General features: G+C 40.6%; 19 protein-coding genes. 16 read left to right on the top strand and 3 right to left on the bottom strand.

From position 1 onward, the window contains the following. Positions 1 to 106 precede the first annotated feature (106 nt). Complete coding sequence (locus N0824_RS17015) at positions 107 to 1,477, top strand: DNA cytosine methyltransferase (protein ID WP_108937608.1); 1,371 nt, start codon at positions 107 to 109, stop codon at positions 1,475 to 1,477. A gap of 233 nt (positions 1,478 to 1,710) precedes the next feature. On the opposite strand, the gene N0824_RS17010 is transcribed toward N0824_RS17015, so the two are convergent. Next, the gene (locus N0824_RS17010; RefSeq protein WP_002764873.1) at positions 1,711 to 1,902 is read right to left on the bottom strand and encodes a type II toxin-antitoxin system HicB family antitoxin; all 192 of its coding nucleotides are present in this window, start codon (positions 1,900 to 1,902) and stop codon (positions 1,711 to 1,713) included. Between the two features lie 138 nt (positions 1,903 to 2,040). Between N0824_RS17010 and prfC the strand changes: the two genes are divergently transcribed. From prfC to N0824_RS16960, 9 genes are all read left to right on the top strand, one after another. Next, positions 2,041 to 3,675: a peptide chain release factor 3 gene (gene prfC / locus N0824_RS17005; RefSeq protein WP_002796521.1), complete on the top strand. Its 1,635-nt coding sequence runs from the start codon at positions 2,041 to 2,043 to the stop codon at positions 3,673 to 3,675. A gap of 111 nt (positions 3,676 to 3,786) precedes the next feature. Beyond that, on the top strand, positions 3,787 to 4,497 hold the full coding sequence (locus N0824_RS17000; RefSeq protein ID WP_108937607.1) for a 1-acyl-sn-glycerol-3-phosphate acyltransferase: 711 nt from the start codon (positions 3,787 to 3,789) through the stop codon (positions 4,495 to 4,497). A 196-nt stretch (positions 4,498 to 4,693) separates the two neighbouring features. Next, positions 4,694 to 5,725: a GntR family transcriptional regulator gene (locus tag N0824_RS16995; RefSeq protein WP_108937657.1), complete on the top strand. Its 1,032-nt coding sequence runs from the start codon at positions 4,694 to 4,696 to the stop codon at positions 5,723 to 5,725. A 463-nt stretch (positions 5,726 to 6,188) separates the two neighbouring features. Beyond that, on the top strand, positions 6,189 to 7,313 hold the full coding sequence (locus N0824_RS16985; protein WP_108937605.1) for a VWA domain-containing protein: 1,125 nt from the start codon (positions 6,189 to 6,191) through the stop codon (positions 7,311 to 7,313). A gap of 17 nt (positions 7,314 to 7,330) precedes the next feature. Next, positions 7,331 to 10,486 (top strand): tubulin-like doman-containing protein, encoded by a 3,156-nt coding sequence (locus N0824_RS16980; RefSeq protein WP_108937604.1) that lies wholly within the window; start codon positions 7,331 to 7,333, stop codon positions 10,484 to 10,486. A gap of 91 nt (positions 10,487 to 10,577) precedes the next feature. Continuing rightward, positions 10,578 to 12,122, top strand: a complete 1,545-nt coding sequence (locus N0824_RS16975) for a hypothetical protein (RefSeq protein WP_108937603.1) — start codon at positions 10,578 to 10,580, stop codon at positions 12,120 to 12,122. A gap of 6 nt (positions 12,123 to 12,128) precedes the next feature. After that, positions 12,129 to 12,770, top strand: a complete 642-nt coding sequence (locus N0824_RS16970; protein ID WP_002733090.1) for an OmpA family protein — start codon at positions 12,129 to 12,131, stop codon at positions 12,768 to 12,770. A 79-nt stretch (positions 12,771 to 12,849) separates the two neighbouring features. Further along, positions 12,850 to 13,083, top strand: coding sequence for a hypothetical protein (locus N0824_RS16965; RefSeq protein WP_002756604.1), 234 nt, complete (start codon positions 12,850 to 12,852; stop codon positions 13,081 to 13,083). Positions 13,084 to 13,097: 14 nt separating this feature from the next. After that, complete coding sequence (locus N0824_RS16960) at positions 13,098 to 13,505, top strand: type II toxin-antitoxin system VapC family toxin (RefSeq protein WP_002801652.1); 408 nt, start codon at positions 13,098 to 13,100, stop codon at positions 13,503 to 13,505. Between the two features lie 14 nt (positions 13,506 to 13,519). On the opposite strand, the gene N0824_RS16955 is transcribed toward N0824_RS16960, so the two are convergent. Continuing rightward, the gene (locus tag N0824_RS16955; protein ID WP_108937602.1) at positions 13,520 to 14,080 is read right to left on the bottom strand and encodes a Uma2 family endonuclease; all 561 of its coding nucleotides are present in this window, start codon (positions 14,078 to 14,080) and stop codon (positions 13,520 to 13,522) included. A 5-nt stretch (positions 14,081 to 14,085) separates the two neighbouring features. Next, complete coding sequence (locus tag N0824_RS16950) at positions 14,086 to 14,676, bottom strand: Uma2 family endonuclease (RefSeq protein WP_108937601.1); 591 nt, start codon at positions 14,674 to 14,676, stop codon at positions 14,086 to 14,088. A 285-nt stretch (positions 14,677 to 14,961) separates the two neighbouring features. Between N0824_RS16950 and N0824_RS16945 the strand changes: the two genes are divergently transcribed. From N0824_RS16945 to N0824_RS16915, 6 genes are all read left to right on the top strand, one after another. Then, on the top strand, positions 14,962 to 16,881 hold the full coding sequence (locus N0824_RS16945; protein WP_108937600.1) for a long-chain fatty acid--CoA ligase: 1,920 nt from the start codon (positions 14,962 to 14,964) through the stop codon (positions 16,879 to 16,881). 61 nt (positions 16,882 to 16,942) lie between these two features. Beyond that, entirely contained in the window at positions 16,943 to 17,392 is a 450-nt protein-coding gene (locus N0824_RS16940) for a YlqD family protein (protein ID WP_046663452.1), read from the top strand. 289 nt (positions 17,393 to 17,681) lie between these two features. Further along, positions 17,682 to 18,869 (top strand): RNA-guided endonuclease TnpB family protein, encoded by a 1,188-nt coding sequence (locus tag N0824_RS16930; protein WP_108937598.1) that lies wholly within the window; start codon positions 17,682 to 17,684, stop codon positions 18,867 to 18,869. A gap of 90 nt (positions 18,870 to 18,959) precedes the next feature. Then, positions 18,960 to 20,324, top strand: a complete 1,365-nt coding sequence (locus N0824_RS16925; RefSeq protein WP_108937597.1) for a DUF3370 domain-containing protein — start codon at positions 18,960 to 18,962, stop codon at positions 20,322 to 20,324. A 189-nt stretch (positions 20,325 to 20,513) separates the two neighbouring features. After that, complete coding sequence (locus N0824_RS16920; RefSeq protein WP_108937596.1) at positions 20,514 to 21,404, top strand: hypothetical protein; 891 nt, start codon at positions 20,514 to 20,516, stop codon at positions 21,402 to 21,404. Between the two features lie 18 nt (positions 21,405 to 21,422). After that, positions 21,423 to 22,871, top strand: coding sequence for a family 10 glycosylhydrolase (locus N0824_RS16915; RefSeq protein WP_108937595.1), 1,449 nt, complete (start codon positions 21,423 to 21,425; stop codon positions 22,869 to 22,871). Positions 22,872 to 22,873: the final 2 nt, after the last annotated feature.

Below are 22,873 nucleotides of genomic sequence, written 5' to 3'. Positions count from 1 at the left end.
AGACAGGAAATTTGCAGGAGGTTTCTAGAAAAAAACTCTTCATTTATACTAAAATATTTAGTACAGATAGGCATCTTCCCAGACGGTGAAAAGGAATTATTTACCCTTGAAAACCACAGTTAAAGTCAGCAGACAAACCCAATTACCCCTACATCTAGTTATTACTCATCCCCAGTATCGTTTTGTCGATTTATTCGCAGGAATCGGTGGTTTTAGAATCGCTTTGGAGAAATTGGGGGGACGTTGTTTAGGCTATTCAGAAATTGATCAACAGGCCATCCAAGTTTATCAACAAAATTTTATTAGCTATCTCAACAGCGATGAAATTGCTTTCGGAGATGTGAGTAAAATCAGCAATTTACCCGATAATCTTGATCTTATTGTCGGCGGCGTTCCCTGTCAACCTTGGTCGGTGGCGGGATGTTTACGGGGATTTGAGGATCCCCGGGGAAAACTCTGGTTTGATGTGATTAAATTAGTCCAGAAAAGTCAACCCAAAAGCTTTATTTTCGAGAATGTCAGTGGGTTAGCTAGTCCTCGCAATCGGGAGAATTTAGAGTTAATTATCGATGAATTAACTAGCTGTGGTTATCAAGTTTACTGGCAGTTATTAAATGCCTACGATTTTGGTTTACCCCAGAATCGCGAGAGAGTTTTTATCGTAGGAATTAGAAAAGATATAGATAACTATGAGCGGTTTAAATTTCCCTTACCTTTGGGTATCCATCCCAAGGTTTTGGATATTTTAGAAGACATCAAAAATATTCAAACCGTCGAGAAAGTTAAGTTATCAGCAGATACTTTATTTAATGGGTTTGTTCCCCCATCGAGAACTCGTTTCCAAAAAGAAGATGAATTAAATGACTTTTTTATTTTTTCTGATTTAAGAAATGGCCACACAACTATTCATTCTTGGGATATTATCAAAACTACGGAACGACAAAAAAGTATCTGTTTAGCTTTGCTGAAATTAAGACGCAGTAAAAAGTATGGCGAAAAAGATGGTCATCCCGTGGCTTTTTCTGCTTTTTTGGAAATTATACCCGACCTAAAAATCGAGGAACTAAATCAGTTAGTTTCTCTGGGGATTTGTTGGCAAACGCAGGAGGGTAAGTATGAATTTATTAACTCGAAAAATATGACGGGAATTAACGGCATTTATCGGATTATTTTACCGACGGCCGATATTATTCCTACCCTAACCGCTACGGGTGCTAAAGATTATATTGCTACTATTTCAATTACCGCTACTCATCCCCAAGAATACAAACAATTGTTTTTAAAGAAAATCTATAAACCCAAAAAGTTTCGAGAAATTACTCCCCAAGATGCGCGTAAATTACAAGGATTCCCCGATAATTTTATCTATCATCCACAGTCAGCTATCGCTAAAAAACAATTCGGAAATTCTGTTCCTATCACTGTAGTGGAAGCAGTGGCTAGAAATTTACTAGAAATAATTCGTCCCGATTATTAGACTGCGGGATACTGACTCATATTAAAATATTTGGCTCTCCTAGACTGGTTATAGCAAATTAGTAGTTGAAATGAGCTTAACCCCTTAAATAGCCTGGAATCCGACAAAGCAAAAAGCTTTTTTTATTAAAATTGCTTTTTTGAATTCTGGCAAGCCTTGCCAAGTAAGGCTTGCGTCGATTATTTTGTACTAATATATCATAACTACTCTAGAAGAGCCAAATATTTAAAGGCTTAAAAATCAAAAGCTATCAAACTTTCGAGGTACAATTCCATAGCTTCTGTAATATTGACAATCGTTTCTTCAAAAGTGTCTCCTTGAGAATGACAACCTTTAAGCGCAGGACAAAAAGCGTGATAACCACCGTCTGATTCTTTTTCTAGAATAACGGTGTAGTTATAAATTTGTTTAGTATTATCACTCATAACACTATCAGTTGTGGATTGTAAATTATCCTAGCATAGACTTTTTTTAATGACTTTTCCCAGAGCGATCGATTTTTTGAGCGGATTAACTCCCCAGCTAAACTAGAATAGAAAGATAGGAAAGCGATCGAAATTAGAATGACGACCGAAATTGAAAAAGAACTAGAAACCAGCGAAGCTGTCTTGGAAAAACGGCGAAATTTTGCCATTATCTCCCACCCTGACGCAGGAAAGACCACCCTGACCGAAAAACTGTTACTATACGGGGGTGCAATCCATCAAGCGGGTGCAGTCAAAGCAAGACGCGACCAACGCAAGGCCACCTCCGACTGGATGGAAATGGAAAAACAACGGGGAATTTCGATTACTTCCACGGTTTTACAGTTCGATTATCGTGATTTTCAGATTAATCTCCTCGATACTCCCGGCCACCAAGATTTTAGCGAAGATACCTATCGTACCCTGGCCGCTGCCGATAATGCGGTGATGTTAATCGACGCGGCCAAAGGTTTGGAACCGCAAACGAGAAAACTCTTTGAAGTGTGCAAACTGCGGCAGTTACCCATCTTTACCTTTGTTAACAAAATGGATCGGCCCGGCCGCGAACCTCTGGATTTATTGGACGAAATCGAGCGAGAATTAGGATTACAAACCTATCCCGTCAATTGGCCGATCGGAATTGGCGATCGCTTTCGGGGAGTTTTTGATCGAGCAACCCAGACCATACACCTGTTTGAACGTCGCTCCCACGGCTCTCAGGAGGCGCAGGAAACCGTGATCGAGCTTGGCGACCCCAAAATTGAGGATTATCTCGAAAAAGACCTGTATTACCAGTTAAAAGAGGATATAGAACTACTCTCGGAATTGGGTGCAGAATTGGATTTGCCAGCAGTCCACGCAGGAGAAATGACCCCGATCTTTTTTGGTAGCGCCATGACCAATTTTGGGGTGAAATTATTCCTAGAATCCTTCCTCGACTATGGATTGCCACCCAGAGGACGCAATTCCTCCCTAGGAGTCCTTGATCCCACCTATCCCGATTTCACCGGTTTTGTCTTCAAACTGCAAGCAAACATGGATCCCAAACATCGGGACCGGGTGGCCTTTGTGCGGGTATGTACGGGGAAATTCGAGAAGGATATGGTAGTAAACCACGCTAGAACTGGTAAAACTATCCGTTTATCCCGTCCTCAGAAACTTTTTGCCCAAGATCGGGCAGTTATTGAAGAAGCTTATCCCGGAGATGTGATCGGATTGAATAACCCCGGGGTCTTTGCGATCGGTGATACCATTTATATGGGTAAAAAGCTCGAATACGAAGGTATTCCCTGTTTTTCTCCAGAATTATTCGCCTATCTCAGAAATCCTAACCCTTCCAAGTTCAAACAGTTTCAAAAAGGAGTCTCGGAATTACAGGAAGAAGGGGCCGTACAGATATTATCCTCGATCGATGAATTTAAACGCGACCCGATTTTAGCCGCCGTCGGTCAATTACAGTTTGAAGTGGTGCAATTCCGTCTTTTAAGCGAGTACGGAGTCGAAACTACCCTCGAACCCCTAGCCTATAGTTTAGCCCGTTGGGTCGCCGGGGGTTGGGCCGCTTTAGAAAAAGCAGGTAAACTCTTTAATACTTTAACCGTCAAAGATTATTGGGGTCGTCCCGTCTTATTATTCAAAAATGAGTGGAATTTACAGCAAGTCAAAGAAGATCATCCCTCTTTGCAATTAAACTCGATCGCACCGGTAGGATCGGGAGTACAACCCCAATCCTAACCATTAATCCCCCAAGACAATTGCCGAACTGGTCAGGACAAGATGGCGACCCCCAGACAACTACTCTAAAGTAGAAGTGGTCAGAAAGTCTCGATCTTTCCTAACACTCGGATGTCTCAAAGCACTATCGTTGACGAGTCCCTCACCATTAGAAAAAGTCCTGCTGTCAATTCCCGAATTAATCCCTGTTTAATTCGCTTTTGTTATTTTCTGGGAAATTATCTGGTTTTACCAGCTTTTTTCAGCAAAATAACGGTGACAGGCCAGGAAAATATTCCCCTAACGGGGGGGGTCATCCTTGCACCTACCCATCGGTCCCGTTGGGATGCGCTGATTTTACCCTACGCGGTGGGACGCTTAGTTAGTGGACGGGATTTGCGCTTTATGGTTTCCGCTAACGAGATCAAAGGGGTGCAAGGTTGGTTTATCCGACGTTTGGGGGGTTTTCCCGTCAACACCGATCACCCCGGTATGGGTAGTCTGGTCCATAGCGTCGAACTTTTGGCCGCGGGGGAAATGGTGGCGATTTTTCCGGAAGGGGGTATCTGTCGCGATCGAGTGGTTCATCCCCTTAAACCGGGGGTAGCGCGGATCGCGTTGGAAGTTAAGACTATCAAACCCGATGCAGATATCAAGATTTTGCCGGTAAGCATTAGTTATAATCAGCCTTACCCCGGATGGGGAAGCGAAGCGATAGTAAATATCGGTCAAGAGATTAATGTGCTTGATTATCAACAAAATTCGCTAAAACGGGAAACTGTCCGCTTAACCAAAACCTTGAGCGATCGCTTAAAACTTCTCCACGAGGATCAATCCCCTTAATCAGCTGTTGACTATCTACCCCATGAGTGGGATTTCGGGGACGGATTAAAATTATTGTTTTAACTATTTTTAAACAAAAAAGTGGCTTTTCTAGTTTAAATAAATAATATCTTGGTGTTTGCTGCTTCTGGCTCCTGAATACTGCCTCGAAGACCCCTCAGATCGGGGAAGATATCCGATTGTTGCCGGAGGTCTAATGATAGAATGGGCATCAGCGAAAGTAGTTTGTGAGCGAAGTGATCCGATGCAGTTCCAAATCCAGCCAGACAGTGAAATACCCGCCTCTAAGCAATTATTTGACCAAATTCGCTTCGCTATCGCCTCTCGTCAGTATCCACCTGGCCATCGTTTACCTAGTACCCGTCAACTAGCTATGATCACGGGATTACACCGTAATACGATAAGTAAAATTTATCAACAACTGGAAGACGATGGGTTAGTGGAATCCATAGCAGGTTCGGGGATTTATGTCAAGGCTCGCGGGCATGAAAACGATAATTTATTGGGTTCGCCCCTATTGGAACAAAATCCAGAAATAGGCAGACTAATTAGCCAGAGTTTGGCTGGTTTTCTCGCTCAAGGTTTAACTTTAGAGGAAATTCGCGAGTTATTACTGGCGGAAATCGATTGGCGATCGCAGTGTAGTTCTCAAGTTCTTGTCACCATTCCCCGTCACGATTTGGGTGCAGGGGAACTAATGTTGAGAGAATTAGAGCAATCCCTCAAAATTCCCGTCCAATTAGTGGCAATGGAGGATTTAGCCCAAGTTTTAGCCAATACTAAATCTGCCACTGTTGTCACCAGTCGCTATTTTATCAGTGTGGCGGAGGAAATTGCCGCTCCTTTTCACCTACGAGTCATTCCCATCGATATCTACGATTACAGCAAGGAATTGGCATTAATCAAAAAATTACCCACCGATAGCCGCTTGGGGATTGTCAGTATTAGCACCGGTATTATTAAGGTGGCCGAAGTTTTAATTCATAGTTTACGGGGCGATGATTTATTAGTTATGTCTGCCCAAATTCATGAAACGGATAAGTTAAAAGTTTTAGCCCGAACTTCCCAGACAATTATCAGTGATCAGGCGAGTTATACTTTAATTAAAAATCTGATTAATGAAGTGCGATCGGATTTAATTCGTCTGCCAGAAATTATCTGTAGTGATAATTATATTGGGGATAAATCAATTCAATTGCTCAGACGAGAATTAGGATTAGGTGGTTAGAGGATAACTTTTGTCTGTCCTCGATACCAAATTAGGTCATACTTCATCTTGATAAGAAAGACTGTAATCAAAGTTACTTAATTGAATAATATTGGCTCTCTTATTCTTTGTGTGATAAGTTTAACTTATATAGTAGTGATCGATCTTTGTGTCCTTTGTGTCTGGAGTGGTTCGTTCCACTCACTCGACTGCACATCAGTTTTTCGGTGAGATGCTTACAGGCAGCTGCTGATATATATGTAATAATTGTCGGTATTTCTGCAAATCTGAGATGCACCGATAATATTAATCTATGCTGCCAATCGAGTCAGAAAAATTTATTTTAATCTATGGTTACTATTGACAATGACCTAGGGCAAATCGAGAATAAAAGCGAAAAAAACTTTTAAGAAGTATTAACTTTTTTAGTACAATGGCGGAAGGATAGGGATAAGCTCAATTTTTCACTCTCGGACGAGGTTAGATGAAAAGTGCTGAATGTTTAACGGTATCCCCCGGGGAACCGCTTACCGATTGGCAAAAACTGGGATTAGATTTGGTGGCTCGTTGGCAGGGACGAGATGTTATCCTAGCGATCGATCTTACCGGTAGTGTTAACTTTAATGATGAAGGACGCACGCGCCTTGGTCAAATTATTCGCGATAGTTTAAAAAATAACGATTCCGTTTATTTAGTTCCCTTTGCTGATAATGTTCAACCGATTGCAGAACCGATTTTAATTCGGGGAAACGAAGATATAGACGCGGTTTTAAAAGCGATTCCCTGGCAATCTAGCCAAAGTGCTAAAAATACCGATATTCAGCAAGCAGAATGGCACGTTTATCCCCGACTGGCACGCTTAAATCAGTGTCGTTTAACTGCCAATCAAGCTATCAAACCCCAGTCGGTAGTTTGGATTACCGATGCTCCCCTTTCTACTGGCGCGGGGATTACTTCACAACAGTGGATAGAAACCCCAAAAAATAGCCCTTTTCGTCTTGCTGATTCTCCCGAAAGTTTGGAGAGACAAAACTGGCTTAATTCCCTACCAATTAATCTAAGAACCCAAGAAATTACCGCCACTAACGGCAATAAATATAAACTATCAGTTGTCGATATTGCTCCCACAGCACAAGAGTTTTGCACTCCCGCACCGGGAGGACAAGAAACCTGTTTGATTAATCCTTATCTCTTGAGTCAGTTATGGTTGCCAGCATTGGTAATTACATTAATGGGAATTGGGGGAATAGTAGCGAGTATTTTGGGAATTCGTCACTGGTTGCTGTTAAATACTGCTTGGACTATTGAAGTCTCCTCTAATGATGATGAAGATGAAACCCAAAAATATATTTTAAAAACATCTGGAAAAATTAACATCGGTGGTGAAGAACATAAGAAGAATACCTTTTCTCGTGCTGGGGAAGAAATTCGCTGCTATTTAGAAAGACGCGGTAATCAGTTATATCTGAAACCCACTAAACAAGCAGAGATTTTTTATCGAGGTAATCAACTAACTCAGGAGGTGAAGATAGATAAAAATTACCTGACTTTAACCTATCACCATAACCATCAAGATTTCGACCTACAAATTCAGATTAGCAAAAAATAACTCAGGAGATTTAAACTATGGCTAACACCAGTCAAACCCGCGCTATCAAACGGACAATTATCATCGGATTAGGTGGTACTGGTCGAGATGTGTTAATGAGAATTCGTCGCTTTATTATTGATAAGTATGGGAAGTTATCTAACCTACCCGTTGTCAGTTTTGTTCATATTGACACAGACAAAAACGCTTTCAATGGTTCGGGTTTACCCACAGGAAATAGCTATCACGGGGAAGAAATTCTTCTATCAGCTGCTGAAAGAGTATTTATTAATATGAATGCTCAGGATGTTAACAATCTCACCTATGAACTTGAACACAAAACCCTTTTTGAAAGTCCCTTTTCCCATATTGAAAGCTGGTTAGACCCAAGACTAAAAAAACAAATAACTGCCATTGAAAATGGTGCGGGGGGTATTCGTCCCGTCGGTCGTTTAGCTTTCTTCCATAACTATCAAAAAATTCAGGAGGCAATTGAAGCAGCGGAAAGACGAACTTCTGGTCATGAATCCTTTATGTTTAGCGGTAAAGTTAACGGTCAAAGTTTTAATGTCCAAGGGGGGTTAAATGTCTTTGTTGTCGGTTCTTTGTGTGGGGGAACTGGTAGCGGTATTTTCCTCGATGTGGCCTATACTTTGCGTCATATTTTACAACAAACGGCCGAATATACATCCTTTGGTTATTTGGTAATTAGTCCTAAACTTTATGGTGATGGGGCAATTATGAGAGCTAATACCTATGCAGCTTTGAAAGAGTTAGATCATTATACCAATGAAAGTAATTCCTTTCAAGCCTGTTATGATAAACAAAATTTCGTCCACATCGATGAAAAACGTTCTCCTTTTGATTTTGCCTACTTAGTTTCTAATCGCACTGCGGGAGATTACCAGATTAATAACAAAGGTAAATTATGTAATGTCATTGCTTACAAGATTTTCTTGGATTTTGCCGATGAGTTATCTCTCCCCATCAAAAGAAATCGGGATAACCATAAAGACCCGATGATTCGTAAAGATAATCATCCTTTTCAGATGTGTCAAGGTTATATGTCCTTTGGACTAGCGAGGATTTATTTTACTCGCGACCGAATTGTGCAGATTGGTCTCAATCGTTTTAGTCTCAAATTAATTAAATTTTGGTTAGAGGGATATGGTCAAAGTCCCAGTGGACAAGAGTTATTAAGTAAGTTCCTAGCTAATTGGAGTACCCAAAGTAATAAGGATTATTTTACTGCCAGATTGGAAGAGGCAACCCTAGAGAATAATAAAACTTTTTCTAAGACTTTAACCGCGTGGAAAAATTCCCTAGAGGAAGAAATATCCAATAGTCAAGATTTGGAGAATTTACCCCAAACCGTCAAGCAATCCCTAGAAAAAGAGTTTCGCAAAGTACAGGGGGGAGAAACAGATAGCAGTCGCGGAATCTGGTTAACTCTGACCCAACAAACTCAACCTAAATTAATCGAAAAATTTAAGTCAGATATTGACCAATTTTTGGAGATTCTTCTTGATCCTGATAGCCTAGAATTTTCTTTGGAAAATAGCCTATCTTTTTTGGTCGCTTTACAAGTACAGATTAATACCTACAAGGGTAATCTAGAGGAATTATCTCAGGATAATAAAGGGTTTCATTCCTCGGAAAAAATTGATAACATTTGGCGAAATGTTAAACAAACTCTCGAAGATATAAACGGGAAAAAGTCTGTCTTCAAGATGTTCAATAAAAATGCCAATAGTGAGAGAATCAAAGCTGAGTTAAGAGACTACGTTCAAAGCGGACAAAAATTAATTCAGCAGAACTTTAATTTCAGCATTAATGGGGAATCCAGAAAGATTGTTGAAGCGATTCTCAAGCATATTTCTAGTCGAATGCTGCAGATACAACAACTGAAAGAATCCCTATATCAGCTAATCACAGAATACGATAAATACGAACAGGAGTTAATGCAGTTAAATCTCGACGAGATGACTGGGGAAGGTATTTTCCCAGAGGAGAATATTGATAACTGTATCCCGGACAGTAACTCCCGAACTCAATACATTTCCGTTAGCCAAAAAGTCACCAATAATTTAGGCTATAATGCTTCCCTATTCAGTTTATTTAGCCAATCTTTTGTTATTGATAATGAAACTCTCAAAGAGACTCTAACAGCAACAATCGAGAAACAGTTTCAATCAGTAAGCACTAATAAAATTGATGCAGTAATTAAGCGATTTATGGGTCAATATAAACCCCATGATTTTCCTGAACGCTTGGCGCAAATTCTGCGAGAAGCTGATTTAATGTTACCGATAAATGTTAATGATGCTTACTATCGCTTGCATACAGATAAAGCATTACTAATTGGGACTAAGGATGATAATTCACCCACCATGCAAAGATTTATGAAGACTCTTGAATCTGATTTAAATATTAATCTGGGGACTTCTTTTGAATCAATTCAAACCGACGAAGAAATCCTAATTACCTGCGAGTTTGGTGGGTTTCCCCTAAGAATCATTACTGATTTATCTGGGTTGCAAAAAATCTATCAAGACCAAAAAAGAATCAGCATTTTACACAATGATTACAGGATAGATTTTGCTGATATTATTCCACCACCTGCCAAATTAATTGAGGAATTAGAGTTTATTTTCTATCCCGCAATTGCTCTCGGTTTACTAGAATACGATGAGGAAGATGATACTTATCAATTAGTCATCGAAGGCGATTTATTTAACAATAAGTCCATCATTGACATTAGCGGTAATTGGCGACTTGCCTTAGAACAATTTGCTTCTCGTAAGGACATGATTAATGCTTTACAGATACTGCTTAATCAGGCAAAAAATGAGATATTGGCTAATCCTCCTCTATTATTTACTAACGAGGGTGATTATTTCCAGAACGTCAGCTATTTTGTCAACAATGTCAAAAATTTACCCTCCTATCACCCTAATTATCGCTACAAAGATAAGGTAGCTGGACAAGATGGAAATGCTCAACAGGAGGCAAAAGAAGGAATTATCACCCGTGTTGTTAATCAACTGAAAATGGAACTAGAAAAACGTGCTACTGAACAGAAAAAACTCGAAAAACAACAGCAAAAGCAACAAACTTTACTGGGAACAAATAATAACAGTAGTCAACCCAGTTTACCCGCAGAGGTTAGCACTACTGATGAATGGTCAAATTAATCAATCTTAATGATGTTTCCCCAGCTATCTGAGGAAACATTCACCCCTCACTCTCTCTATCAACCACAATTCGAGGTATCCAATAACTATCATGGCATTACTTAACCTTTTTCCCCCCTATCTGATTCTTTTAACTCTAGTCTTGGTTATTTTTCCCACCGTCTTAGCTGTGGGAATCCGGATTGCTCTCTATAAACATATCCAAAAGTCAACCGCAAAAGTCAACCGCTTAATTCGGGGAGAAAGTCGCGGGGTTCAACCTAAAATTATTTCTAATCTAGAGAATAGATTTAAGATAGCCAGTAGTCAACTAGATGATGTTAACACAGCAGCTTTGGTAGATGGTTTATACCATGAAGAACAATTTACTTTTATGTCTAAATCCCTCAGCTGCGAGAAATGGGATTATTTTGTAAGAGTGTTACCCAATCTCCTCCTCGCTTTTGGTTTGTTGGGAACTTTCTTCGGAATTACTCTCAATCTGACGGGAATCAGCACACTTATCGATATCAATAATGTCGATTTGCAAAGTTTAGGAGAAAAGCTCAAAACTCCCCTAGAAAGTATGGGGATTGCTTTTATCACTAGCTTAATTGGTTTAGCTTGTAGTTCTTTACTGACTGTGATTAACTTAATCTTTAATACCAACCTTGCTAAAGTAAATCTAATTAGTTCCCTAGAAGACTATTTAGATAACATCTTGCAGCCGACTGTAGAAGGGAATAGTCGCTTGGATAAAGCGGTTAATCGCATGGTGGATAAACAAGAGGAATTTCTTAAAAACTTTCATAAGAATGTGACGAGAGTATTAGAATCTTCTTTAGGAAAAGTTGCTAAAAAAATTGATGATGGTAATCAGGAAACTGCTAAATTAGTCACTCAGGTTTGTGACAGATTAACTGAAACCGCAGGAACTTTATCTACTGGTGCATCAACTTTTAAGAGTTCTACCAATAGTTTTGAAGAAAATGTCAACAAACTATATAAGGCAATTCACCACGAAAACTTTGTTAAATATAGTCAAACTCTGAATGACTGCGTTAGTAACTTTAAATCGACAGTTGATAAATTAGTTAATAGTCAAGTTACTGATAATTTAGTCGCAACTTCTGAAAAGTTATATTCTACTCATGCTAAGTTATGTCTAACAGTGGAACATATAGATAGTTTAACTAAATTGATGAGTCAAGCAACAGATAATGTTCATAATACTTTCAAAAGCTTGGTAAGCGTAGAAGCGGAAATTAAAAATTTAGGACAGTCTTCTCTATCAATTCGTAAAGAAAGTCAAAATTTAAACATTGTTCTCAATGAAAGGACTGAACAACTACTTATTTCTCTTCAGTCAATCCAAAATAACTTATTAGAAACTACTCACAATATTAACAATAACTCAGACCAATTAACTGCTTTAGGTGACCGGTTAAGTCGATTAATTTCTCAAGAAGTTGGCCGTAATAATTATCAAGGAGAAATTATTGCTGAGAAAAGTCAGCAAACAGTCAGTTATCTCAGAGATATACAAGCCATCTTAAACCAAATTATTAACCTTAGCAATCAACAGAAAAATTCTTTTTTATCTGAGATGGAAAAAGAAATCAATCAAGTATCTGATAGTATCAAAAAACCATTCTAAGTAACTATGTCTAGACGTACCTACTACCGAGATGAAGATAAATCGGTGGATGTTTATCCCGCATTTACCGATTTAATGTCCAATGCTTTCATGATTCTGAGTTTATTTCTCCTCTTGGCACTTTTTCAGTCCTATAATCTCATCAGCAAACTGGAGGAAGCTAACCGAAAACTGCAAACAGCAACCCCGATAGTTATCGATGAAAAATCAGGAAAATTCAAATTTCAGTCGGGAAGTGCTGAATTAAACCCCGCTTTAAAAACCTATATTCGTCAGCGCATTATTCCCGCTATCGAAACCATTACCAAAGACAGAGAAATCGACTTTATTCAAGTAATTGGACACACCGACGGACAGGGAATACAAAAGACAAGTAATCTCGATAAAAATATCGAATCGGTTGCCAGCAGAAAACAATCTGTTAAAATGCTAGTACCCGGTTCTAACACTGATTTAGGATTAATGCGAGCTTTAGCAGTAGTGCAAGAAATCGAAAGCACAGGTAAACTCAAAAACGTCAAATTTCGAGCTTTTTCCGCAGGACAGTTATACCTCCCATCGGGTAAATTAGCTGCGGTTAATCGTGACGCAGATGCAAGCAGACGCAGAATTGAAATCCGTTTTATTCCCCCTGGTAGAAAACAATAAGACAAAAAAATTCTAGAAATTTGTTTTTTTATCTTTTGCTTGTTACACTGAGGAAAGAACGAAATTCAAATCAATATCTATGGAACAAAACACTTTAGAGGGGACTTGGGAAGAAATTTTACAGCATAGTGCTAAATTAGCAGGTCAGCGAGTGAGATTGACCATTCTACCTAATCAATCTTCCAATTCTTCCACTCCAGAAACCCTAGACCAAAAATTAAAAGGAAGAGTTGGACGAGTTTATTTTCAGCCATCAGATTTATCTGAGCGAGTAGAAGAAGTTTTTACAAATATTTTAGATGTTCAAGACTAATCAGCATTACATCAATGACTCTTTGCGACGCTTCTCCACTTATTGCCTTAATTAATGAAGCTGATAAAAATCATCAGCGTTGTGTTGACATTTTATCTTCGCTATCGGCCCCCCTTGTCACGACTTGCGCTTGTTTTACCGAAGCAATGTATTTATTGCGTCGATATGGTGGTTGGTTCGCACAACAAGAATTATGGGGTTATGTGGTAGATGAAATACTGGTAATACACCATCATAATTCAGATGAACTAAAAAGAATGGAAACCTTAATGATACAATATCAAGATGTTCCTATGGATTTAGCAGATGCTTCTTTAGTAGCCATGGCTGAAGTTCTTAATCAAAAACAAATATTCACTCTCGATAGCGATTTCTATATTTACCGACGGTATGGAAATCAACCTTTTGAGGTTGTACCTTAATTATTTTTCATTCCCTATAGGGTAACATCCTCGTATAAATCCCGAAAAGATGCCGTCATATTAATACTCTGTAAACTAAAACTTTCTTGCTGATAGGTTTGCAGAATCCATAAACCCTGTTCACCCCGTCGAAAAGTTTCCACTCGTTGGTGTTTACTATTCACTAAGACATATTCCTCTAAACTTTCTAGAGTTTGATAATCATTAAATTTATCCCCCCTGTCAAAAGCTTCTGTGGAATCGGAGAGAACTTCAACAATCAATTTAGGAAAACTTTTGTAGGTAGCAGTTTCTCTATCTCTGTCATCGCAGGTGACAAGAATATCAGGATAATAAAAGTGATTGCGCTTCTCTAATCTGACTTTCACATCGGCAAAATAAACCCGACAATCGGAACCCCGCAAATGATTACGAATGATAAAAGTGAAATTGAGTCCGATAATATTATGAGTATCACTCGTCCCTGCCATGGCGTAAACTTGTCCATCGATATATTCATGTTTAATGGGACTTTTTTCTTCAAACTGAAGATATTCTCCTGGAGTGAGATTATTATAGTTAGATAGAGCAATCATGGTTTTTAAGGAATTTGGGGAGTATCATTAACCGTTTCTAGGGTGACATCCTCGTATAAATCCCGAAAAGATGCCGTCAGATTAATACTCTGTAAACTAAAACTTTCTTGCTGATAGGTTTGCAGAATCCATAAACCCTGTTCACCCCGTCGAAAAGTTTCCACTCGTTGGTGTTTACTATTCACTAAGACATATTCCTCTAAACTTTCTAGAGTTTGATAATCATTAAATTTATCCCCCCTGTCAAAAGCTTCTGTGGAATCGGAGAGAACTTCAACAATCAATTTAGGAAAACTTTTGTAGGTAGCAGTTTCTCTATCTCTGTCATCGCAGGTGACAAGAATATCAGGATAATAAAAGTGATTGCGCTTCTCTAATCTGACTTTCACATCGGCAAAATAAACCCGACAATCGGAACCCCGCAAATGATTACGAATGATAAAAGTGAAATTGAGTCCGATAATATTATGAGTATCACTCGTCCCTGCCATGGCGTAAACTTGTCCATCGATATATTCATGTTTAATGAGACTGGTTTTTTCAAACTGAAGATATTCTTCTGGGGTGAGATTATTATAGTTAGATAAAGCAATCATGGTTTTTTCTGCTAGTTACAACTATATTAAGTACCTAAGCAAAATTAATTATACATCTAAGCCGTTAGCCTTTTCCGTAATCAGTAAGCAGTATTAAGTAACAGTAACATTCCCTGATTACTGTTCACCGATAACCGAAAAGTCTCCCCTCTCCCAGTCTCGACTAGGAAATTAACTTTGCAGGACTAGATACCTGTTGAAATACTGTCTAGGAGAACCAGCAAAAAGAGCCTAGAATGGTTAATCTATATGCTATTACCCTTGTAACTCCCTATAACTACTGCTATGACAACCCTAATTGACTATTCAAATATTCAATCTTTACCCGAAGTTTGGTCAATAGTTGCCCAGCGTTTCCCCAATATTATCGCCCTGCACGATCCCCACAGTAAACCGGAAGTAATTATCACCTATCGGGAACTTTATCAACAAATTCAGCAATTTGCCGCCGCTTTGCAAGCATTAGGAGTCACAGAAACCGAAAATGTCGCTTTATTTGCCGATAATAGTCCCCGGTGGTTTATTGCCGACCAAGGTTCCATGGCAGCCGGGGCCGCCAATGCGGTACGATCTGCTCAAGCAGATGCAGAGGAATTAGCCTATATTCTGGCCGATAGTGACAGTCAGACGCTGATTGTGGAAAATAACAAAACTTTAGGGAAATTGCTGGCGAAAATCCCTGAATTGCCCCTAAAATTAATCGTGCTGCTCACCGACGAAGACCCCGCTACTGGGGCGATTTCCGTGCAGACCTTAAATTTCAAGCAACTAATGGCGATCGGGGCTGAGAACACCCTTAAACCCATCACCAAGAGCGAAAATGATCTGGCTACCCTCATCTACACTTCGGGAACGACGGGACAACCCAAAGGGGTGATGTTAAGTCATGGTAATCTGCTGCATCAGGTACGCAACTTAAATGCTATCTTTCAACCGGAGCCTGGCGATCGAGTTTTAAGTATACTACCTTCATGGCATTCCTACGAGCGCAGTTGTGAGTATTTCAGTCTAGCTCAGGGTTGCACCCAGATTTATACCAGTATTCGCACTTTTAAGCAGGATTTAAAGCAATTTAGTCCCCAATTAATGGTGGGAGTTCCCCGTCTTTGGGAATCTCTTTACGAGGGTATCCAAAAACAATTTAGCGAACAATCGGCCACAAAACAGAAATTAGTGCGATTTTTGCTAGAAAAGTCGGAAAAGTACGTTATTGCTAAACGTATCGCCGATAATCTCAGTCTAGATCATCTTCACGCTTCCCCCGGAGAAAGACTAAAAGCAAGAATTCAATCCCTCTTACTCTATCCCCTCCATGCCATCGGTGATAAGCTAGTTTATGGCAAAATTCGCCAAGCAGTGGGAAATAAAGTTAAAATATTGGTTAGTGGCGGTGGTTCCTTAGCTAGACATCTAGATACTTTCTATGAGATTGCGGGAATCCCGATTTTAGTTGGTTATGGACTGACAGAAACTTCTCCAGTCGCTACCGTCCGTCGTATCGATCATAACCTGCGCGGGTCTGCCGGTCGTCCCGTTTTTCAGACAGAAATCTGTATTGTCGATTTACACAGCAAAGAAGTCTTACCGACGGAAAAACACGGTTTAGTCTTGATTCGTGGTCCGCAGGTGATGCAGGGATACTATAAAAAACCCGAAGCAACCGAAAAAGCGATTTCTCCCGATGGTTGGTTTGATAGCGGTGATATTGGTTGGTTAACCGCTGCCGGCGATTTAGTCTTAACCGGACGGGCTAAAGATACAATTGTTTTGAGCAATGGTGAAAATATCGAACCGCAACCGATTGAAGATGCTTGTTTACGCAGTCCCTTTATCTCCCAAATCATGCTAGTGGGACAGGATCAAAAAGCTTTGGGGGCTTTGATCGTGCCTAATCTTGATATACTGGCCAATTGGGCCCAAGAAGAGAAAATATCCTTAAATTTACCCGATCTTCACAGTGATCGCTCCACGATTCTTTCTAGCGATCTCTACAGCAAAAAAGTCTTAGCTCTCTACCAACAAGAATTAAAGCGCGAGGTAAGAAATCGGCCCGGTTATCGTGCCGATGACCAGATTAAAACCTTTGAGTTAATTTTAGAGCCTTTTTCCCTAGAAAACGGCATGATGACCCAAACTTTAAAGATTAAACGACCGGTAGTAACGCAACGCTATCGCGATATGATTAACGAGATGTTTGCCAAGTAAATATTTCCGGCAAATATTCCCTAACCCCTTGACAAAAAAACCTTTTTAGGATGAGCAAATCATGGATGACGCACAAACCAGTTTATTACTGAAGCGCCCGGTGACAATTAAAGTCATCGTGACTCCGCGCTGGAAAGAAGAAGCACAACAGCAATTACAAGCACAAATGGCTCAAATTGACGCACAAATTCAACAATTAGAAAGCCAAGGACAAAGAGCGATCGCCGAAATTCAGCGTCAGAGTCTGATCCCCTTACCCCCCGCGGCTGCCCAACAGATTGACAATATTCAAATCCAAGTCAATCAACAGAAAAGTGAGTTTCTCGAACAAAAAAACCAGTATCTGCAACAACTGCAACAGGTACAACTCTTGGAACTCAATCAAGAAGTCGCCCAAGCACAATTAGAAAGCTTTTTCCGCGTCGAAAAAGGCGATAACTTAGTAGCAAAAATGAATGTAGAACTCGTCCTTAGAGATGGCATAGTCGAAGAAATTCGCGGCGAAATTTAAAGCTAGGGTGAGCAGTTACGGGTCATTCTCAACTTAACCGTTAACATCGGCAATAGCAAGGGGTATTCTCCCTTGCTCACCCAGAAAACCGCCCCTAGCTCACATTCCCCCTGACATGACTTGATCAGGACTTAAAAATCTATTAAGATTCTTTATTGATCGCCTGGACACACTCGCTTATATTGTTGTATAACTTCATCGAAAATTTGCGTCTGAAACCCCGCCGTTCTAGGTTGGCTTTACTGTTAAATACTAGCGCATTTACACGATATATGCTAAAATGTGAGACATGGAAAAAGCCTACTCGTTTCGATTTTACCCCACACCCGAACAAGAGTCGCTATTGCGGCGCACTTTGGGCTGTGTAAGATTGGTTTACAATAAAGCTCTCCATCTCAGAACACAAGCTTGGTATGAAAGACAAGAAAGAGTAGGCTACGCTCAAACTTCTTCAATGTTGACCGATTGGAAAAAGCAAGAAGAATTAGACTTTCTCAATGAGGTAAGCTGTGTACCTTTACAACAAGGGTTAAGACATTTACAAACAGCTTTTACTAATTTCTTTGCTGGGCGTACTAAGTATCCTAACTTTAAGAAAAAACATCAGGGAGGAAGTGCCGAATTTACCAAATCAGCCTTTAAATTTAAAGACAAACAAATCTATTTAGCCAAATGCACAGAACCTTTACCTATTCGATGGTCAAGACAAATCCCAGAAAGCTGTGAACCAAGCACAGTAACAGTCAGATTACATCCTTCTGGACGTTGGCATATCTCAATAAGATTTGATGACCCAACGATTAAGCCTTTACCAGTAACAGATAAAGCCATTGGAATTGACTTAGGAATTAGTAGCCTCGTGATTACTAGCAATGGCGATAAAGTATCTAATCCTAAGCATTTTAAAAAGCATTATCGGAGACTGCGAAAAGCATCAAAAAATCTTTCTCGAAAACAGAAAGGGTCAAAGAATAGAGAAAAAGCGAGAATCAAAGTAGCAAGGATTCACGCTCAAATCACCGACAGCAGAAAAGACCATTTACATAAGCTAACCACTCAATTAGTTCGTGAAAACCAAACGATTGTGGTTGAGAATTTAGCCGTCAAGAATATGGTCAAAAACCCGAAATTATCTCAGGCAATATCTGACGTTAGTTGGGGAGAAATCACTCGTCAATTAGCCTATAAATGCCGTTGGTACGGAAGAAATTACATCGAAATAGATAGATGGTTTCCTAGTTCTAAAAGATGTAGTAATTGCGGGTATATTGCTGAAAAAATGCCGTTAAATATTCGAGAGTGGGATTGTCCAGACTGTGGGACTCACCATGACCGAGATATTAACGCCAGTAAAAATATTTTGGCCGCAGGGCTTGCGGTGTCAGTCTGTAGAGCGACCATAAGACCAGAACAGAGTAAATCTGTTAAGGCAGGTGCGAAAAATCCTTCGGGAAAGAAGCAGAAGCCTAAATCGTGAGGTTTGGGAATCACCGTCCGTTTACGGCGGTGAGGATGTCAACTCTCCATCGACTCACCCTTAATTAGATCCTATAAATATAGAATCTCTATGCTTTCTTTCTTACCCACTATTCTTTTAGCTCAGTCCGCCTCGGTCTTGCCCCAGATAGAGAGGAAATTAGTCACCCAATATCAAGAAGTGCGTCAGTTGCCCGGTCAACTGAATGATGTGCTGGTTTTTAATAGCAATAGTCCCGAAGTCGTAGAAAAAGAGGGAATTCTCCTCTCCACTTTCCCCGGCAAAGGAAAACGTTATCCCGTAGCCCATCTCAATCATCCCCTACAAGGACGTTTTGACGTTTTCACCCACCACATCGCCCGTCAAACCGATCCCGATCGCGACTTACACCAGGGCCTGATCGTTACTAATCCCACCTCCAGAAACCTCGTTATCCGCATCCTGCAAGGAGTCAGTTACGTCACCTCCGCCGATGCGCCTTTTGTCGATTTGCCCTCTCTGGTGGAAGATCCCAACGGCCGGGTTTTTTCCGGTCCCGGTTCCCGTTTAGCCAGCGATATCATGCGTCGTCGCCATGATACCCAATTTCCCACCCAGATCGTCATTCCCCCCGGCCAAAGTCGGATGCTCTTCGATCTGGTCATCCCCAGAAGTAGCGCCCGCTCGACCCTCCTGCGTCTCTACAGCGATGGACCAGTCTATATGGCTAATTTGGCCCTATACGAAGTTCCCCAAAAAGTCAATATCGAAGACAGGCAAATAGAAACCTTTCGTCCCCCTACCCTAGAGGAATGGCGTACTCTATTAGTTAAAGGTGATTTAGCCGCCCCTCGCGATTTTCCCCCCACTCCTCCCGATCAATGGTCCCCCGGAAGAAGAAATTTTTATGGTCGCGTCGCCGGAATTTCTGTCGGTTCGGAATGGGCAACCCGCATTGTTGATCCCAAAGGGGGAATTAATCTCACCATTCCTCAACCCGGTCAAGCTTTTGCCTATCCTTTAAGTACGGTGACAGCAGCTACTTTCGGAACCAGACAAATTCAAAGCGCCCCCATGTTAGTGCGTTATCCCGATACGGCTTTCAAAGCTCACGGTAACTACGGTGTTCACTACTATCTGACTTTACCTCTATATAACAACAGTAGCAAGACGCAGGTGGTGGCTTTGAGTATTCAAACCCCAATTAAAGAAGATAATTATCTCGATCGCTTGTTATTTGTTGAACCCGTCCAGGGACCGGTATTTTTCCGGGGTGCGGTGCGTGTTACCTATCGTAACGCCCTGGGACGCACCGAGGAACGTTTTTTCCATCTCGTTCAACGGGAAGGACAACAGGGAGAAGCTTTAGTGCAGGTGGAACTTCCCCCCGGCGCCAAACGCGACATTAATCTCGATTTTCTCTATCCCCCCGATGCTACCCCCCCCCAAGTTTTGAGCGTTAAAACTTTGGAATAGATAGTTTTTCTCGAAAAGTTAACGGCTGCTTGTCGGTAAAAATAAGTAAGATAAGTAGGTGGGTATTAAAAACTTTCAGATGCCCCCCTTATTAAGGGGGGACTAAGGGGGGATCGAACCTAAAATCCATTTTTAATTTAATTATAACCAGCTACTTACACTGATATTAATCTCTCTGGGAATTAGCCGATGGATATTAGCAAAACTTGCTTTATTTGCTGCTTATTATCTCAATTGTTTGGCAGTGCAGCTGCGAGTTTAGCCGTGACTAAACTCGATTTTGATGCCAGTCAACCCCTCACAAATCAAGTGGTTAGATCGGGGAAAATTAAGGTACAAGTTAGCTATCAACCCATCGACCTAAACGAGAAAATTGATGACAATTCTGATATTAATAATGTTTCTTATCAAATCTTTTATAACGAGCAACTTTATCAGCAAAATAGCGAGTATAGTGCCTTTGGATCTGGCTATGTCGAATTAAGAGATTTAGATAATAATGGCATCGATGAGATTATCGTCTCCACCTATAGCGGGGGCGCTCATTGCTGCACATCTTTGGTAATTTATACTTGGCAAAAAGATAAATTTATTAGAGAAGAAACGGGGTTTTTAGATGGTAATGGTGGTTCCTTTGAAGATTTAGATGGAGATAACAATTATGAATTTGTCACCGTTGATAATGCTTTTTTGTATGCTTTTAGTTCCTACGCCGCTTCTTTTCCTCCCTCGAGAATTTATACTTTTCAACAGGGTAAATTAGCGGATGTCACCAGAAAATATCCCCAAGAATTAAGAAAAACTTTAGCAGCAATTTTGAAAGCCTTGCAGTTAGCTAAAAAAGAAAAAGCCGAAGTTAATGGCATTTTGGCCGGTTATGTGGCACAGAAAATTCTCCTAGGAGAATACGAAGAAGCTTGGCAATTTCTCCTCGCTAATTACGATAAAAACTCCGATTGGGGTCTCGATATCCATGGCGAAAGTACAGCACTCGGCAAATATCCAGACTTTCCCACTGCTCTGAGCGCTTTTCTCCTGAAAAATGGCTATTTATCTGAAAATAAAAACAATAAAAAATAGCAAACGCTGTGAACAACTATGTTAAAGAAAGTTAATTGTCTGCGATCGCTATCTTGTTTCCTCGCTACAATCCTCTGGAGTAGTCCTCTAGGGATTAACTCTAGCCTCGCTATCAATGATAATTGTCAACTGTCCGAATCAGAAATCCAACAACAAGAAAATCTGCGTCAAACCTCGCCCCAAGAATATAACATTTTAGTACAGAAATATGCTGAACAATTGCGCTTTTGTCGGTCCCGACACTGGTTACAGGAACAAGCGATCTGGTTACGTCTCTACTCCTGTGATACCCGTCCAGGATCGCTCGAAAGTATCCTCGATCGCATCGTGGCCAAAGGTTATAATACGGTTTATGTGGAAGTTTTTGCCGATGGTCAAGTCCTATTACCTCCTAACAATAATCCCACCGTTTGGGATAGCGTCATTAAAAATCCCGGTGCCGGAAATGTCGATTTATTAGCACAGGCGATCGAACAGGGACATAAACGCGGTTTAAAGGTTTACGCTTGGTTATTTAGCCTCAATTTTGGCTATGCTTATAGCTTAAAACCCTATCGACAGGAGGTGTTAGCACGCAATGGCAAGGGACAGGATAGCACCTCTTTTGTCGATGATCAATCCCAAACTTTTGTCGATCCCTACAGCAATCAAGCGCGACAGGATTATTTAATTCTCCTAGAAGCCATTTTACAACGTCGTCCCGATGGAGTTTTATTCGATTATATTCGCTATCCGAGAGGAACAGGAGTCGATTCCGTTGCCGATGATGTCAAAGATTTATGGATTTTTAGTCCCGCATCTCGACAAGCTTTAATTAATCGAGCATTGAATAATAAGGGCAAATTTTTAATCGATCGCTATCTGACTCGTGGCCAAATTTCCCCCGATGATATCGTCGAAGCCGATCGCCTTTATCCCCAAGAAACTGCCCCTCTTTGGCAGGGTAGAATCTCCTTAGAAGACGAGATGAAACAATCAGTTCAAAGTCGTTTTGATCGCCTCAAATTAGAACTTTGGTTCCTAGCGGTTGCCCATGCTGCCCAGGGTGTCATTGATTATATTAGTTATTTTTCTGCCCTGGTGGAACGTCAAGGAATCCCCGCCGGGGCAGTGTTTTTTCCCGATGGTAATCGTCTTGTGGGTAATCAAGGTTTTGATTCCCGTTTACAAGCTTGGGATAGTTTCCCCGCTTCCCTAGAATGGCATCCCATGTCCTACGCTAATTGTAACGATACTACCTGTGTAGTTAATCAGATCAAAAGAGTAGTGGCAAGCAGGGGAAATCAAACTCCTGTTATCCCAGCTTTAGCCGGTTTATGGGGACAACCCTATAACAATCGTCCCTCCTTAGAAGTGCAAATGGAAGCGATTCGCATTGCTTTTCCCACCATAGATAGTATCAGTCATTTTGCTTTTTCTTGGCAAGAACCACAATTCGATCGAGCCAGAAGATTTTGTCATAAGTAACC

Origin of the sequence: Microcystis sp. 0824, from assembly GCF_003112475.1 — a bacterium.
Taxonomy (GTDB): Bacteria; Cyanobacteriota; Cyanobacteriia; order Cyanobacteriales; family Microcystaceae; genus Microcystis; species Microcystis aeruginosa_C.
Note: the sequence above shows the minus strand (reverse complement) of the source record. Positions and strands in the feature narration are given on the sequence as shown.

Excerpts from the sequence above, each read along its gene's own strand:
- N0824_RS17010 (WP_002764873.1), bottom strand. The coding sequence starts at position 1,902 with ATGAGTGATAATACTAAACAAATTTATAACTACACCGTTATTCTAGAA.
- prfC (WP_002796521.1), top strand. The coding sequence starts at position 2,041 with ATGACGACCGAAATTGAAAAAGAACTAGAAACCAGCGAAGCTGTCTTG.
- N0824_RS17000 (WP_108937607.1), top strand. The coding sequence starts at position 3,787 with ATGTCTCAAAGCACTATCGTTGACGAGTCCCTCACCATTAGAAAAAGT.
- N0824_RS16995 (WP_108937657.1), top strand. The coding sequence starts at position 4,694 with ATGATAGAATGGGCATCAGCGAAAGTAGTTTGTGAGCGAAGTGATCCG.
- N0824_RS16985 (WP_108937605.1), top strand. The coding sequence starts at position 6,189 with ATGAAAAGTGCTGAATGTTTAACGGTATCCCCCGGGGAACCGCTTACC.
- N0824_RS16980 (WP_108937604.1), top strand. The coding sequence starts at position 7,331 with ATGGCTAACACCAGTCAAACCCGCGCTATCAAACGGACAATTATCATC.
- N0824_RS16975 (WP_108937603.1), top strand. The coding sequence starts at position 10,578 with ATGGCATTACTTAACCTTTTTCCCCCCTATCTGATTCTTTTAACTCTA.
- N0824_RS16970 (WP_002733090.1), top strand. The coding sequence starts at position 12,129 with ATGTCTAGACGTACCTACTACCGAGATGAAGATAAATCGGTGGATGTT.
- N0824_RS16965 (WP_002756604.1), top strand. The coding sequence starts at position 12,850 with ATGGAACAAAACACTTTAGAGGGGACTTGGGAAGAAATTTTACAGCAT.
- N0824_RS16960 (WP_002801652.1), top strand. The coding sequence starts at position 13,098 with ATGACTCTTTGCGACGCTTCTCCACTTATTGCCTTAATTAATGAAGCT.
- N0824_RS16955 (WP_108937602.1), bottom strand. The coding sequence starts at position 14,080 with ATGATTGCTCTATCTAACTATAATAATCTCACTCCAGGAGAATATCTT.
- N0824_RS16950 (WP_108937601.1), bottom strand. The coding sequence starts at position 14,676 with ATGATTGCTTTATCTAACTATAATAATCTCACCCCAGAAGAATATCTT.
- N0824_RS16945 (WP_108937600.1), top strand. The coding sequence starts at position 14,962 with ATGACAACCCTAATTGACTATTCAAATATTCAATCTTTACCCGAAGTT.
- N0824_RS16940 (WP_046663452.1), top strand. The coding sequence starts at position 16,943 with ATGGATGACGCACAAACCAGTTTATTACTGAAGCGCCCGGTGACAATT.
- N0824_RS16930 (WP_108937598.1), top strand. The coding sequence starts at position 17,682 with ATGGAAAAAGCCTACTCGTTTCGATTTTACCCCACACCCGAACAAGAG.
- N0824_RS16925 (WP_108937597.1), top strand. The coding sequence starts at position 18,960 with ATGCTTTCTTTCTTACCCACTATTCTTTTAGCTCAGTCCGCCTCGGTC.
- N0824_RS16920 (WP_108937596.1), top strand. The coding sequence starts at position 20,514 with ATGGATATTAGCAAAACTTGCTTTATTTGCTGCTTATTATCTCAATTG.
- N0824_RS16915 (WP_108937595.1), top strand. The coding sequence starts at position 21,423 with ATGTTAAAGAAAGTTAATTGTCTGCGATCGCTATCTTGTTTCCTCGCT.